Origin of the sequence: Pectobacterium araliae, from assembly GCF_037076465.1 — a bacterium.
Taxonomy (GTDB): domain Bacteria; phylum Pseudomonadota; class Gammaproteobacteria; order Enterobacterales; family Enterobacteriaceae; genus Pectobacterium; species Pectobacterium araliae.
Window position 1 is genome coordinate 2,757,203 of sequence record NZ_AP028908.1, and the last position, 14,338, is coordinate 2,771,540.

At 46.0% G+C, this 14,338-nt stretch carries 15 protein-coding genes; 13 read left to right on the forward strand and 2 right to left on the reverse strand.

Translation table 11 applies throughout. The features are described from left to right. Positions 1–33: 33 nt before the first annotated feature. The 6 genes from AACH44_RS12460 to AACH44_RS12485 are packed head-to-tail and all read left to right on the forward strand — an operon-like array spanning position 34 to position 4,410. The gene (locus tag AACH44_RS12460) at positions 34–174 is read left to right on the forward strand and encodes a hypothetical protein (RefSeq protein WP_049156886.1); all 141 of its coding nucleotides are present in this window, start codon (positions 34–36) and stop codon (positions 172–174) included. Next, positions 167–850: a virB8 family protein gene (locus AACH44_RS12465; RefSeq protein WP_261848506.1), complete on the forward strand. Its 684-nt coding sequence runs from the start codon at positions 167–169 to the stop codon at positions 848–850. The genes AACH44_RS12460 and AACH44_RS12465 overlap by 8 nt, the downstream gene beginning before the upstream one ends. Next, positions 847–1,737 carry a P-type conjugative transfer protein VirB9 gene (virB9, locus tag AACH44_RS12470; RefSeq protein WP_261848505.1) on the forward strand — a complete coding sequence of 297 codons (891 nt, stop codon included), beginning with the start codon at positions 847–849 and terminating at the stop codon, positions 1,735–1,737. Before AACH44_RS12465 ends, virB9 begins: the two co-directional genes overlap by 4 nt. Further along, positions 1,734–3,038, forward strand: a complete 1,305-nt coding sequence (gene virB10, locus AACH44_RS12475; protein ID WP_261848504.1) for a VirB10/TraB/TrbI family type IV secretion system protein — start codon at positions 1,734–1,736, stop codon at positions 3,036–3,038. Before virB9 ends, virB10 begins: the two co-directional genes overlap by 4 nt. After that, the gene (virB11, locus tag AACH44_RS12480) at positions 3,028–4,047 is read left to right on the forward strand and encodes a P-type DNA transfer ATPase VirB11 (protein ID WP_261848503.1); all 1,020 of its coding nucleotides are present in this window, start codon (positions 3,028–3,030) and stop codon (positions 4,045–4,047) included. The genes virB10 and virB11 overlap by 11 nt, the downstream gene beginning before the upstream one ends. A gap of 60 nt (positions 4,048–4,107) precedes the next feature. Continuing rightward, positions 4,108–4,410 carry a TrbM/KikA/MpfK family conjugal transfer protein gene (locus tag AACH44_RS12485; RefSeq protein WP_261848502.1) on the forward strand — a complete coding sequence of 101 codons (303 nt, stop codon included), beginning with the start codon at positions 4,108–4,110 and terminating at the stop codon, positions 4,408–4,410. A 412-nt stretch (positions 4,411–4,822) separates the two neighbouring features. Here the strand turns inward: AACH44_RS12485 and AACH44_RS12490 are convergent, their stop codons facing one another. After that, positions 4,823–5,029, reverse strand: coding sequence for a hypothetical protein (locus AACH44_RS12490; protein WP_261848501.1), 207 nt, complete (start codon positions 5,027–5,029; stop codon positions 4,823–4,825). 80 nt (positions 5,030–5,109) lie between these two features. Between AACH44_RS12490 and AACH44_RS12495 the strand changes: the two genes are divergently transcribed. Further along, entirely contained in the window at positions 5,110–6,969 is a 1,860-nt protein-coding gene (locus AACH44_RS12495; protein WP_261848500.1) for a type IV secretory system conjugative DNA transfer family protein, read from the forward strand. A 9-nt stretch (positions 6,970–6,978) separates the two neighbouring features. Continuing rightward, a complete protein-coding gene (gene mobC / locus AACH44_RS12500; RefSeq protein WP_261848499.1) occupies positions 6,979–7,725 on the forward strand; it encodes a MobC family replication-relaxation protein in 747 nt (248 codons plus the stop codon). A 195-nt stretch (positions 7,726–7,920) separates the two neighbouring features. Here mobC and AACH44_RS12505 read toward each other — a convergent pair whose 3' ends face one another. After that, entirely contained in the window at positions 7,921–8,868 is a 948-nt protein-coding gene (locus AACH44_RS12505) for an ArdC family protein (protein ID WP_261848498.1), read from the reverse strand. Positions 8,869–9,786: 918 nt separating this feature from the next. Here AACH44_RS12505 and AACH44_RS12510 point away from each other — a divergent pair. The 5 genes from AACH44_RS12510 to AACH44_RS12530 are packed head-to-tail and all read left to right on the forward strand — an operon-like array spanning position 9,787 to position 13,629. Then, on the forward strand, positions 9,787–10,872 hold the full coding sequence (locus AACH44_RS12510; RefSeq protein ID WP_338659258.1) for a thymidylate synthase: 1,086 nt from the start codon (positions 9,787–9,789) through the stop codon (positions 10,870–10,872). Next, complete coding sequence (locus AACH44_RS12515) at positions 10,869–11,426, forward strand: adenylate kinase (protein WP_338659259.1); 558 nt, start codon at positions 10,869–10,871, stop codon at positions 11,424–11,426. The genes AACH44_RS12510 and AACH44_RS12515 overlap by 4 nt, the downstream gene beginning before the upstream one ends. Beyond that, positions 11,416–12,444 carry a nucleotide kinase domain-containing protein gene (locus AACH44_RS12520; protein WP_024359952.1) on the forward strand — a complete coding sequence of 343 codons (1,029 nt, stop codon included), beginning with the start codon at positions 11,416–11,418 and terminating at the stop codon, positions 12,442–12,444. Before AACH44_RS12515 ends, AACH44_RS12520 begins: the two co-directional genes overlap by 11 nt. Before the next feature lie 34 nt (positions 12,445–12,478). Then, positions 12,479–12,970 carry a TIR domain-containing protein gene (locus AACH44_RS12525; protein ID WP_024359953.1) on the forward strand — a complete coding sequence of 164 codons (492 nt, stop codon included), beginning with the start codon at positions 12,479–12,481 and terminating at the stop codon, positions 12,968–12,970. Continuing rightward, positions 12,964–13,629 (forward strand): hypothetical protein, encoded by a 666-nt coding sequence (locus tag AACH44_RS12530; RefSeq protein WP_261848495.1) that lies wholly within the window; start codon positions 12,964–12,966, stop codon positions 13,627–13,629. Before AACH44_RS12525 ends, AACH44_RS12530 begins: the two co-directional genes overlap by 7 nt. The last annotated feature ends 709 nt before the right edge of the window (positions 13,630–14,338 follow it).

Consider the following 14,338-nt stretch of genomic DNA (forward strand, 5'->3'; position numbering starts at 1 on the left):
GGCATTCCTGCATCCATACGATAAGGGGCTTCCATGAAATTCAGCATCTTCTTTCTGATGCTGTGCGCGCTCACGGGCTGCGCACGGCATCAAGGCGACCTCCCGCCGGTATCCGGCGAACCCGAGCCGGTGAATTCCCCCGCCATCATTCAGGAGCTGACTCACCATGTCTGATATTCAGAACATTGTTAATGTTTCCCGCTCTTTTGAATCCATCCTGCTGGAAAAGGAAGAACGTTCCCGAAAAACCGCCTGGCGGGTGGCCGCTGCCGGACTGATTCTTGCCGCAATGGCGATTGCGGCCATGATTATTCTGTTGCCGCTGAAAACCACCAACACTGAATTATGGTCAGTGGATAAACAGACCGGGCGCTATGAATATATGACCCGCGTGAAGGAGCGGGATATTTCGTCTGAAAAGGCACTGGCGCATTCACTGGCAGCACACTATGTCAGACTCCGCGAGGGATATAATTATTTTTCCCTCCAGCGTGATTATGACGACGTGCAGTTATTTAACAGCGACAGCGTGAACCGGGACTATCTGGACGGGTTTAACGGCGACCAGGCACCGGACGTGATTTTTAACAGGGCGGAATATGTCGTTTATATCGACATTATTTCCAATGTGCATGCGCCCGCCACCGGGCCGGATAATCTGGCGACCCTGCGTATTAAACGCACCATCCGCCGCATTGCCGATAATTCCGTGAAAACGGATGTCTGGAATATCCGTCTCACTTACCGCTACGTTCCGCACCGGCAACTGACCGACAGCCAGCGTGAAGTGAATCCGCTGGGCTTCATCGTCACCAGCTACCAGCGCGATAAAGAGCTGAGGGGGGAATGATGCTGAAACACATTCTGCTCCTCACGGGGTTACTGGTGTCATGCGTGTCATGGAGCGCGGCGACACCACGCGGCAGCACGTATGACAGCCGGATGCAGAACGTCACGTACAATAGCCAGAATGCCACGGTCGTCCGTACCCGCCCCGGCTACGTCACCATGCTGGTGTTTGACGATGATGAAACCGTTATCGATGCGCAGGCGGGTTTTCCCAGAGGCTGGACCGTGACGAAAAGCGATAACCGGGTGGGCGTCAGCCCGAACCCGATTACCCAGCCGGTCACGGACGCCAGCGGTAACAACGTCAGCCAGGTGTTTCTGCCGACAGAGAAAGACTGGAAAACCAATCTGTTCGTGGTGACCTCGAAGCGCGATTACAGCCTGGAGCTGAACGTGCTGGACCGCGACTCGCCCGCTCAGGCCTTTGTCATCCGCTACCACTATCCCGATGAGCAGCGGAAAAAGTCAGCGGCCACCAGCGCCACCCTCCAGCAACGACAGCAGGAAACACTGGACCGGCAGCGGATAGCGGCGGCATTCGGGCAGACAACCACGCCGCGCAACTGGCGCTATACAAAACGGGTGGCCGCCGGTTCCGCCGCCATCGCCCCGGACTTTACCTGGGATGACGGTCGTTTTGCGTATATCGGTTTTTCTCCTGCGAAAACCCTGCCTTCCGTTTTCCGGGTGGTTAACGGCCAGAAGCAGGCGGTCACGCCCGGAACGGTTAAACGGGGCAACTACACCGTGATGGTGGTTCCGGCATCGCCGCAACTGGTTCTGCGTTACGGCAGCTCGGTGGTGGGGATCGAAAACGACGGATTCGGGCGTATCCCGCTGACCAACAGTGACACCGTTTCGCCGTCCGTTACGCTGGAGGAAAAATGACCGACAAATCTTTCCCGGACGAACCGGAAAAAACCACCGCAGAACGGGAAGCAGAAGCCCGCGAACGCGCCCGCGCGGCAATGGCATATCAGGAACCGGAGCAGAAAACGCCGCCCGGTCAGCCGAAAGTGACCCGCTTTCGTAAAGCTTCTGGTCGCCGCACGCTGATCGTCAGCCTGCTGAGTCTGGTACTGGTCATCGCGCTGGCATCCGGTGGCGATCGTCTTCTCAGCGCCCTGAAAAGGGGTGCTGAGAAAGAATCTGACACCGCGCCGCCCTCCTCCGGGGCAGTGCTGCAGGAGCGTAAGAATCTGGGCATGGACAGTAACCCGTTTGGCCTGTTCGGGCCAGGGAGGCAGGAAAGCGCAGGCCCTGCCAGTCAGAGCGCCCCGGCCACTCCAGCTCTGCCGCCCGGGCAGCCCGCCCTGAACAAGGCGGCAGCACTGGCAGACGGGCTGAACAGCGGCAGTACAGGGTCAGGGGACAATACACGCACGTCCCGAAGCGGAGTGCGCAGCAACACGGAAACGTCGGGCAGACCGTCAGCCTCCACGGCGTACACATCCTGTCAGTCTGTACTGGTCAGTGGCGAAGATGGACGCCTGCGCTGCCCGGATACGACAGCACCGGCAGGCAGCAATAACAACGACGATCCGGGCGTTGCCCGCGTCACCGGTGTCAGGCGGCTGGGCCTCGATCCCGATCTCTATATCCCGGTGGATCGTTATATTCCGTGTTCGATGATGCGGCGCTTCGTATCCGATGTTGGCGGTCATATCTCCTGCCTGATCAGTGAGAATGTCTGGAGCGCCAGTAACCATGTGAAGCTGATCCCGGCAGGAACGGTCGCCCGTGGCGTCTACCGCACCGGCGCACTGCAACACGGGCGCAGCCGGATGTTTGTGCTGTGGACGGAGCTGCGCACACCGGAGCCCGGCAGCCTGCAAATCCCTCTCACTGATACGCAGGCCACTGGCCCGCTCGGTGAAGCAGGGATCGCAGGCTGGATCGACAGCCATTTCTGGGAGCGTTTCGGCAACGCCCTGATGCTCAGTACCGTGCAGGACGTGGCGGCAGCGGCATCAGATGCTGCGCCGGGTAAAGACCGCAATACCGACTATACCGAAAACACCCGCGCCGCCACGGCGGAAATGGCGAAAACGACGCTGGAAAACAGCATCAGTATCCCGCCCACGATGTACCTGAACCAGGGCGATGTGATCGGCATCATGACCGGCACGGATATTGATTTTTCCTCTGTTTATCAACTACAGCTAAAAAAGAAATGGTATGAGCGCTGAAAACCTGTCACTGGATTTTATGAAAAATCAGCTGTTCGGTGATTATCTGCCAGTCGAAGGGCTGACCGAAATCGCGATTAACCGACCGGGGGAACTGCACACCAAAATAAAGGGGGCATGGCAGCAGCGTGAATCCCCGATCACGCTGCGTCAGTGTTACGCCTTTGCCAGAGCACTGGCGTCCTGGCATGACGATAATATTGACGATACGTCACCGATACTGTCGGCCACGCTCGAATCCGGCGAGCGTATTCAGACGATTATTCCCCCCGCCTGTGAGCGTAATACGGTATCCATTACGTTACGCAAGCCCTCGTTTGAACAGAAAACACATCAGTCATGGATTGATGCGGGATTTTATCAGCGCGTGGCCGGTCAGGAAAATACGAAAAGTCAGGATAATGCACTGATCCGGTTATACCACAGCGGGGATATTCCCCGCTTTATGGAAAAGGCGGTGGAATACGGCAAAACAATTTTTATTGTGGGTGAAACCGGCTCCGGTAAAACCACCTATATGAAAACGCTGCTGCATTATATTCCGCTGCATCTCCGGCTGGTAACGATTGAAGATAATCCTGAAATCCGCTTTTATCACCATGCCAATTATGTTCATCTTTTTTACCCGGCGGATGCCGGGGATAACGCCATTGTCACACCCGGCAGGCTGATCCGGGCTAATTATCGTATGAACCCTGACCGGATATTACTGGCAGAAATTCGTGGGCGTGAAGCGTGGGACGGGCTGAAAATTGTCGGCTCCGGGCATGAGGGGTTAATCACCTCCCTGCATGCGGGCAGCCCGGAAGAATGTATTGAAGGGATCATTGACCGCTGCTATGAAAACCCCGACTGCCGAAATATTCCTTTTGATGTGCTGTTACGCAAGGTACTTAAAAGCATTGATGTCATCGTCAGTATTGATATAAACGGCGATGTTCGCCGGATGCATGATATTTACTTTAAACCAGTTCATTTAAATAGCATGAAAGAGGCATTCAGAAAATAACTCCGGCAAATAAAATCACCCAAGATACGTAACCTTTCATTAATCATAACGGTGACTGAAATGAAGAAAGTCATACTGTCCGTATTATTTCTTGGCGTTATGGCGTCATATTCAACATCCGCAATGGCTGCGAATGCCTGCGAAGTGGTGTTATGTATGTACGGTAAAGCAACCGGAAATAGCGGCGGCAGTGAATGTCACACCGCTGAACGGGCATTTTTTAATATCGTAAAAAAGAACAGGCATGGTTTTCTGCCTGACCATACGGCTGATGCCAGAAAATCGTTTTTACTTGAATGTGATTCGGCAGACCCGGCGGCTATCGGTCAGATCATCAGTAAATATGGCCGCGTTCGCGGTTAATACTGGCGAGACGGGCACAGAGCATGACGGTTTTCAGGTTTTTACGGCTTCTGTATTTCGCGGATTAAGGAGCGAAGAAACAGGGGCCGTAAAAATGAGGCAGCGGACAGAAATATTTTCGCGGGTTAAGGAGCGAAAATAATTCAGGCACCGCGCCTCACCTGCAAACAGCCGCGCCCACGCGGATTTTGCAGGCCGGGGGGAGCCGGATAAATTTCGCCGCCCCGGCGCGCGAAAAGCTGTCGCCCACGACAGCGGTTTACCCGGGGGGCACAGCACCGCACGCCGTCGCGGCTAAGTCTCCGGCCCAAAGCCGGTAGCGTGGCGCGACCACCCTCTTTAAAGGTCAGCTTCCCTTTTATTCCCGCTGCGAGGAACGAGCAAAGGGAATAAAAAGGCGAAAGCGACCGTCTTAAAGGGGGTGGTCGCGCGTAGCGCGTGACGGTGTGCCGCCTTTGACCCTGGGGGTTTTGGAGTGGCGTCCAGCCACGACATTACCCCCATGCGACAGGCAATAAGGGCGTCCAGCCCGCATGTACTGGCGCACGCCGTTTCGTACCGGGAAGCATGCTTTCCGGCACATGGTCGCACAGCGGCCACCTTCTTTACCCCATGACATCGCCCCGCCTTTTCGCCCGACACCGTGGGGCGAATTGACGGGGCGATGTCATGGGGCGAATAGCTGACGAAGGAGGCACGATGATTTTAAATAAGCTTGCCGCTTCACTGTCGCCGATAGTGAACGGGATGCTGGCGCTGCTCGCTTTTGTACAACAGCAACAACTGATGCTGGCGTTATTCGCGGGGCTGACGATGCCGTTTTTTGCGTCGATGAAAAGCGATGAACGGCAGAAAGCGCCGCTCTGGAAAAAGCTGATTATTGCTTTTTCCCTGCTGTGTTTTCTCTCTGGCACACTGGCCCCGATAGTTATCGGATCCTTTCAGTGGCTGTATAAAATAAAACTCACCAGTGATAATACAGTACTGGCCTGGTCAGTACGGATTGTATTCACTGTAACCGGGATTATTTTTCATATTATGCTTCGTCGTGTATTCACGCCGGAACTGGATAGAATTAAGAAACGCCTTGTTAAAAAGACCACCCTTGAACGGGAATTACGTACTGATGTCCGCACCGTGAAATCCCTGCTACCGGAAACTCTGCATTATAACCCGCTGGATTATATCGACCTGAATAAAGGAATCTTTACTGGCATGGACAGGGAGAATGAACCGATGTATCTCCCGTTAAAGGACTGGCAGAAACAACACGCGGACATTATTGGCACCACCGGAGCCGGTAAAGGGGTCGCAGCCGGGATATTGCTCTACCAGAGCATTCTGGCCGGTGAAGGTGTCTTTGTTATGGACCCCAAGGATGATGAATGGGCTCCACACCTTTACCGCAAAGCCTGTGAGGATGCAGGCAAGCCTTTTGCCTTAATTGACCTGCGAAAACAGCAATACCAGTTAAACCTGATTGAAGATATTACGCCCGATGAACTGGAAGAACTGTTTGTTGCAGGGTTCAGCCTTGCGGAAAAAGGACAGGAATCTGACTTTTATCGCATTGATGACCGAAAAGCCGCGCGTATCGCCGCGCAATTTGTCAGCGATAATCCATCGGCAACACTCCGGGATGTTTATAACGGTGATTATGTTCAGGGTATTGCTGAAAGAATCAAAGCATTTTTCGGCAAGATTGAGGAACTGGCATTACTCAATGCCGTTAATTCACCGAAAGGTTTTTCACTCAGGAAAATATTTGATGAAGGTGGTTGCTGTTATGTTGTCGGTTCCATGCGAAACAGCAAAATTATAACCGCACAGCGGATGCTGCTGGTTCGCCTTTACCAGTTAGCAGAAAGGCGCGACCGTGTAACAGACGTCCCCCGCCCCATTGCTATTTATCTTTCCGAACTTAAATACCATTTATCCAGGCCAGCGCTGGAAGGTTTAGGCGCGGCACGGGATAAAGGCGTCCATATTATTATGGACCACCAGTCCATTGGCGATTTAAAAGACTGCCCGGCAGATTTGAAAGGCGACGCCGTTGTCGGCGCAGTCGTTGAAAATGCCAAATTCAAACTGGTTTATCGGGTTATGGACCCGGACACGGCGGAATGGGTGGCGAGAATGTCAGGCACTATTCTGGTGGATGACGAACTCCGTAAGGCTAAGACGGATAATATGCTGACTGAAACCATCGACAGTGAGCGCACAATACGCCAGGCCGAACGTTTCTTTATTGACAGTAATATGATCCTGAACCTGCCTGATTTTGTCAGCTTTATCTTTACGACAAAAACGCTACCTTCTGCTTCACTGATTTCACCGATAAAGGTCAAAAAGCGTCAGCTAAAAATCTTCTCGGTTTCCCCTGATATTGCCGCAACGGCGGCACCGGTGAAAATCACACTGGACTTTAGCGAGGATGATAAACCAGCCATGCCGGATGTGATGACAACACACCCGGCTCTTTTCTTCGACGAAAACGAAGTAAAACCGTTAAAGCCGAAACCTGATGATGAAGAACACATGTCCCCGCTGGATTTATAAGGAGCGCTTATGCTGATTTCGTCCTTTCACGAGCGCCAGACGCGTAACAGCGAAAAAATAAAACAACTGCTGAACTTCCTGAAAGAAGAAACCTACAGTGATTTTAAAACGCTGATGCTGCTATTTGGTTTCCGGGATCATAAGTCGCTTTATTCGCTACTGGCAAAAACGGAGCGAATGGGGCTAATTCAGAAGCATATGCTTGAATCACGGACAATGAAGATTTCATTATGGGGGATCACCAGCGACGGCCTGGCGGTGGTGTTAACCCCGAATGATAAAATCTTTCCTGCGCGGTTTGAACCATCAAAAATCAGCGGCTGGACGCTGGAGCACCATCTTGATAATCAGGCCGCCAGGCTTATTCTGGAGAAGAAAGGCGCTTCGGGATGGATTAACGGCGACCGGACCACTTTTATCAGCCAGTATCAGGTGAAACATCGCCCGGACGGGTTACTGACCCTGCCTAACGGTAACGTAATTGCCATTGAAACCGAGCGCCGCCTGAAAACCCGAGCCCGTTATCAGTCGATCATTGCCAGTCACTTACTGGCCCGGACCCGCAAGCAGTGGATTTACGTTTTTTATGTTGTGCCCGATCGACAGAAGAAGCTTGCGCTTGAACTGCTGTTTGACAGCATCATGCATGTCATCATCAACCATCAGCACATCCCGCTGGAAGAACGTCACCGCAGGGTGTTTCGCATTTATACCCTTGATGAACTGAAGCGCCTGTCATTAGACAGTTATACGTAAGCTTTGACTCAGGCCATCGTGATGGCCTCACCGGGCTGGCGGCGATACCGCCAGCCCGGAATATTTTTGTATTTCACTGCGAGGCGCAGACTGTCCGGTACTCGCTGTGCTGCGTTCCGCCTCAGTCTGCGCCTTGCAGCGTTGCCGGTTAAAAAACATGTAACCGCATTCCCTTGCGGTTGTCCGGCTCCGGCCTCAGAGTTTATCCATCAGATAACGATGCGCTTTAGAGGCGACGCTGGCCGCTTTGAAAATATAACGCTTGTCGTTTTTCAGTGCTTTCAGCCAGGAAGCAATATAGCTTTCATGTTGTACCTCTCCCTCAATCCCCAGATCAGCCATCAGAAAGGCACTTCCCAGCTCCGCCACCAGTTTTTCCTCTGCATAATCCGCACTGCCAAACTTCCCTTTCATTTCACGGTTCAGGCGTTTTTTACCCCCACTCCAGTGGACAAGTTCATGCAGGCCGGTAGCGTAGAAATTCGCCGCATCTGAAAACAGATGGCGCTCCGGTAGCCAGACTTCATCTGTTGATGGGCTGAAAAAGGCGTTTTGTCCTTTCTCGATGATGTTTGCACCGCTCTTCCTGAACAGGTTTTCAGCCTCGGGCAACGAGTCAAAAGTTGCTTCCGGACTGACCGTTTCTGTGGTCAGAGTTAAACCGTCGATTTGCTGAACGTTAAACACGGTGAAAGTTTTCAGCATCGGGATATGGTCGATTTCTCCGGCGTCGTTTTCCTTCTCCAGGGTGGTGTAGAAAATGGCTGTTGTTCCATGCTCACCCTTGCGAACCTGTCCACCTGCTGCCTGTGCCTGTTTGTAGGTCAACCAGCGTGAATCGCTGAACCCCTGTTTCGATGCACTGCTCCACAGCAACATGATATTCATGCCGCTGTAGGCTACGCCGGTGGCGTAATTGGATGGCAAACCAGACATGCCAGATACACGCTGCCACGGGCAGGACCACGGTTTTACACCGGCTTCCAGCGCTGCAATGATGTTGTCGGTTACGGTCTGATAAATATCCGTTCTGGTTTTAGAAAATTTCGTCTTTGAGGAGCCTGACGGGTTCAGCGGGGATACGCTGGTCGCCGCTGCGGTGTTAGGGGCGCTGGTCCGGGTGGTATGCAGGGAAATCGTCATGGTTTTCTCTCCGTCAGTGTGTGATTTTCGTCTTCGTATCGCCTGACGGTTCGCTTTCCCGGCATCGTTCTGTCCTGCAAGGGCGCAGCATGCGTGCCATTTACCCTTGCGGGACGGGTTGTGTTGGGAAACGATTAACCGGAAGCAGAAATGAAGAACGAAAAGCGCACGGGAGAAAAAACTGCCCCTGCATAGCCGGGTGTAGCGCCCCTTACTTCGCAGCGGTGAAAAGTCGATTTGGTTGTGTTGAGTCGGGGACTTGCACTGACAGGAACTTCATGTTGGTGTTAGCATTCTTTCCTGCCGGTCGAGACGATCCTGCTAACCGGGGGCGATTTGTTCTTAAATTGTCTCGTTCCGGCATCAATCAGAACCAAGCCCCGATTTTCTACTTATTAAGCGCAGCGTACAATCTGTCCATCACCACCCGGATCCAAGGTGAGAGATTTCTTGAAACAGGCCACTATACGGTAACCGGGGCAGCCGAGTGTAGCCGTCCTTGCTAGCTCCGCAGCAGTGACTATGGTTTTGGTAGTAACCAGCATCGTCAGTTGTGCTTCTGCTTACATATAAGTGACAGTTTTACTCGCTAGTAACTCTATCCAATTCTCATTGAGTAATGAGTCAAAATTTTAGTAATTATCTGATTGCCAGATTGACTAAACCCATATCATGAGTAACATTTGTACACATTCATACCAGCGCAGTGCCTATGCAACTGAGGGCGGTAGCTTGGATCGAGATCTTCACTTGCTACAATGGAAACCGATTGGCTATCACATTAGAGCTTGTCCTTAGCGGCAAAATATTGGAACGCGCTATCCTACTAGTCCAGATTATGGCTCGACCAAATTCTGGGCGAGGTCCAATAAAGTATATCAACTAAGAAAAATTTTCTTATAGCATGAGGTTTTATTTATGCACGTTATTTACGGAGAAACTATTAACGATGTGATAATGAAACTCCTAGAAGAAGTGCTTAATAAAGGAGTTAGTATATCGACAAGAAATGGGGATGCTATAACTATTTATGATGTTAGTATGATCTTGCGGAATCCCAGATCAAGGCATTTAAGTTTAGCAGGTCGAAAAAATAACATATTCTCAACTTTTGCTGAAGCTATGTGGGTGCTTTCTGGTGATAATCGAATTAAACCATATCTGAATTTTTTTTTGCCAAGAGCTCCTAAATACTCAGATGACGGTGTCATTTGGCGAGCAGCCTATGGAGAAAGAATATACGCTCATGGGCAGCTTGAAAATGTTGTGCAACAATTCAAAAAAGAAGGAATATTTACAAGAAGAGCCGTCATTAGCTTATACATGCCCCACAGAGATACCAATGAAAGCCTCACAAAAGTATACAACTTAGAACATACCGTCGATATACCATGCAACAACTTAATTCATTTCTTCATCACTCCAGACAAAAAATTAAACATTAAAATAGTCCAAAGAAGTGGCGATCTGATATTTGGAGTTAGCAATATAAATATTTTCGAGTTTAGTTTACTTCAAGAGATAGTACTTTATATATTACAGAGAGAAGTTGATAGCCAGATTAAACTGGGATACTTACACCAATCAATAACGAATCTTCATATATATGAAAACAGAATAGGTCAAGCCAATGAAATATATAACAGAAAAAAAGAACAAATAACAGGCATGATAAATGATGATGAAATATTCTTCCCTCCATCACTACTGAATATAAAATCATTATTTCGTGACATAGTGTCATTTTTAGAAATAATAATAACAGAAAGCCCACACAAAATAGACACATTAGATAAAGAGACTGAGAAATTAAAAACAATATTTATTAAACACCTTGTAGAAACTGAAAGAAATTTACTTTGGGGGTATGCAGAAGCAACCTTAGCATATATTTTTCAGAAGAGATTTAATCAACCAATAGTGTTAAAAACCAAGTTAAGTAATGATTTCAATCTAAGCGTGACTTCTAATTATTTTAATAATTCCAATAAGGGCCGTCTATGAAAATCGCATTCATGGGTATATCTGGTAGTGGAAAAGACTTTCTCGCCAATTATCTAGTATCTAATCATGGATTTATTAGATTATCATTTAGTGATCAACTCAAAAAATTGGCTAATTATATTTACCCTTGGATGGAAGAGGATTATACATCTGAAAAGAAAATGTTACCACTCAATATAACCTTACCTACCGGAGACTTTATTAGTCATTCACCAAGAGATATATGGCTGAGTCTAAACAAGCTAAGAGAAATTGAAGAAAAAATATTTATTAGAATGCTATCAAAAGAGCTGGTAATTTTAGAGGAAAATGGAAAGGCGAATAAAAACATAATAATTACTGACATAAGATCAAATGAAGAATTCGCATGGTGTAAGAACAATCAGTTCACTATAATACATATAGAGCGTAAAAATAATAATTATATAAAATACGAAATCGATAAATATATTACTGATAATAAAATAAAATCAGATTATCATTTCAACAACAATACAAACGGAATTACTAGCTTTAAACATTTCTTCGAAAAGGTATTACTTAGTGAACAGTAAAAACGATCAGCTTTTTTGTAATGTCAGAGAAGTGAAAATTAAAACAGCTAAACCCATCTTAAATGAAACCGTTATCAGGGAGTGGTTCTATCATCAACGAGAGAGAACTTCAATATATTATAAGAAAGAGATACTTAACCTTCCGCCTTATTGGACAGACGACGAAATATTGAGAAACTATAAATTTGTTAATACTAAAAGAAAATGGGATAAAGAAAGCAAATGGTTATTGAATAATATTACAAACAATGAATGTTTGAGTTATGAAAACAAAATACTTAATTCATTTCTATTTAGAGTAATAAATAAAGGGCTTACATTAAGTGAAATTAATGCACCCTTTGATTTTGCAAAAATTACGATTAATGACATTAATCAGGTAATTAGAGAAAAAATCTATAATATTTCACAGAAGAAGCCAGACTATGTTTTTTTTAGTGCAGCCTATATTTTAGGGGGGCCAAAGGTTAACTTTGGAAAGTTTTTAGAGAAAACAGAAGGAAAAAACGAAAAAGACATGATTATTAGGATGATAAAATTCGTTTTCTATAACCAAGATAAAATAGTAAAAGGCGTAAAATCTTCGGCAAATCAGTTCGAAGTATTTGATCATCTTAAATCATTTTATGGTATTGGGGACTTTCTTGCTTATCAAATATTCATAGACTTAACTTATATAACAAACTTTCCTTTTACTGAGAGGAATTTTGTTATTTCAGGCCCAGGATGTGAAAGAGGAATAAACTGGATTTTTTCAAATCGGGACGGAATGAACAGTGAAGAGTGTTTATTCTGGTTCATTCTTAACCAAAATAATATAGCAGAGAAATATAATGAAAAATGGAACATGGATGAGATCTTTCATTTTCTACCTAAGAACGAAAGAGTTTATACCTTGATGGACATGGAAAATAGTGGTGCATGTGAGATTGATAAAAGATGTCGAACTAAGTTCAGTAACAAAAGACCAAAACAAAAGTATCATTACCAAAGTAAAAATTTTGAGCTACTACTGTAATTGATAACCAGAAGATACCAGAAAGGATTTAAAAATGGCTAAAGAAATTAAAAAAAACGTTTTTGTTAGTCACCATCACAAAGATGATGCTAGTGTTGATGGAATATCACGTTTAGCTGCGGAAAAAGGTTATCAGCTACGTAATAGTTCAGTTCGAATGAAACCGGAAAATCAGAGACGAGCTGATGAAAAAAAAATTAGTGATAGAGCAATAGCACGTTTGCTTAGAATGAAAATGAGATGGGCTAGTCAAGTCATAGTTGTTATCGGGAAAGAGACATATACAAGACCCTGGGTGAACTGGGAAATTAAAGCAGCTCACCAGCTTGGAAAACCAATAATAGGTGTATATGAAAATGGTTTAAAAGGAGATGTAGAACTTCCAGAAAACCTTGAGAAATATGCAACTACTATTGTTGCCTGGAGGAGCGATGCCATCATCGATGCACTTGAAGGTAAAATCAGCTTTCAAAAGCCTGATGGTTTGGAGCGGGATAAAGTACAAGGAGGAAATGTAGTATGCTAATTGAACCTAAATCTCATCTTTACGCTTATGCAATAACAAGAGATTTTGGTTTTGCCCCTAATCCATTTCATGGTAGCTGTACATTAGCAACCTGCAAACCTAGAATAAGAAAATCAGCTAAAATAGGTGATTGGATATTAGGAGTTGGTGGAGCCAATTTGAAATCAGTTCAAAAAAAGTGCATTCTATTAATGAAGGTTACAGAAAAAATTAGCTTTAATGATTACTGGAAAGATACTAGGTTTTATATTAAAAAGCCTGTAAGGAATGGTGCCCGTGTTCAACTTTTAGGAGATAATATCTATCATCAAAATGAAAATAATGAATGGATTCAAGAAGATTCTCATCATAGCAATGCCGATGGTTCATTTAACATGACTAATCTTGAACGTGATACACGCACTGACCAAGTGTTGATTTCAGGTCACTTTTATTATTTTGGTGATAAAGCAGTTGACATAGATTTAAAATCCATTGGATATCAAAAAATTAGAGATTATAAAAAAATTGCTTTGGATAACTCTATATCTGCAATTAATCTCATCAAGAAAATAGAACTTGAATTTCGAAGTAATAAAAATTTAGTCATATCTGACCCGTGTCAATTTTCAGATTTCTATAAGCGTGTAGATCAAAAAACTGGAATGTTATATTCTTAAGTATATATATTTCAAATTACATATTTTTCTTTTACGTCTTAAAGTTTTAAATTATCTAATGTTTTCAAAGAACTAGGTTATTCAGAGGCTCATTAGTGCGTTCACTTTTTCATTAGATCAGTTCGCGCTCTATTAATTTCCTTTCTTAATTCAACGTTCTGAATAGATTAAAATTAAAGACATCTATTTTGTATGTTCAGTTAAAAATTAAATTTAAGCATTTTGCTGAGGATTTATGGTTTTTAAGTCTTTTTTCCACTTTGCCAATACAACTAGACAAGTTCCCGAATTATCCATATATATATGCAAAACATAACCACGTATTTTTTATACTGAAAAGGTAGTGCTGGTCATATCTGTACCGAAAGCTGACTATCTCGGATGTGACATTTAAGACTAGGAGAAAGAATCCCACGGGATTTCATCATCTGAACTTAATCACATATAACAGTTGGAATAGCAGTATATGCGATTTAAGAAATTTGTTGCCGATCAGTGTTTGGACAACGGCTTGCTGGTACAAAAAACTAAGCTGGGATAACTGACTACTCGAAAGCATCCGGTATTTACATATTGATTACGGTACCAGCGAATGCATGTATGTTTTGCACCGAAAATCGGTAGCATTATGTTTCCGTACGTTATCTGAAATATTGTATTAAAAAATAAAACTTACATATTAATTAGAAAATCATTCATTGGTAACCTT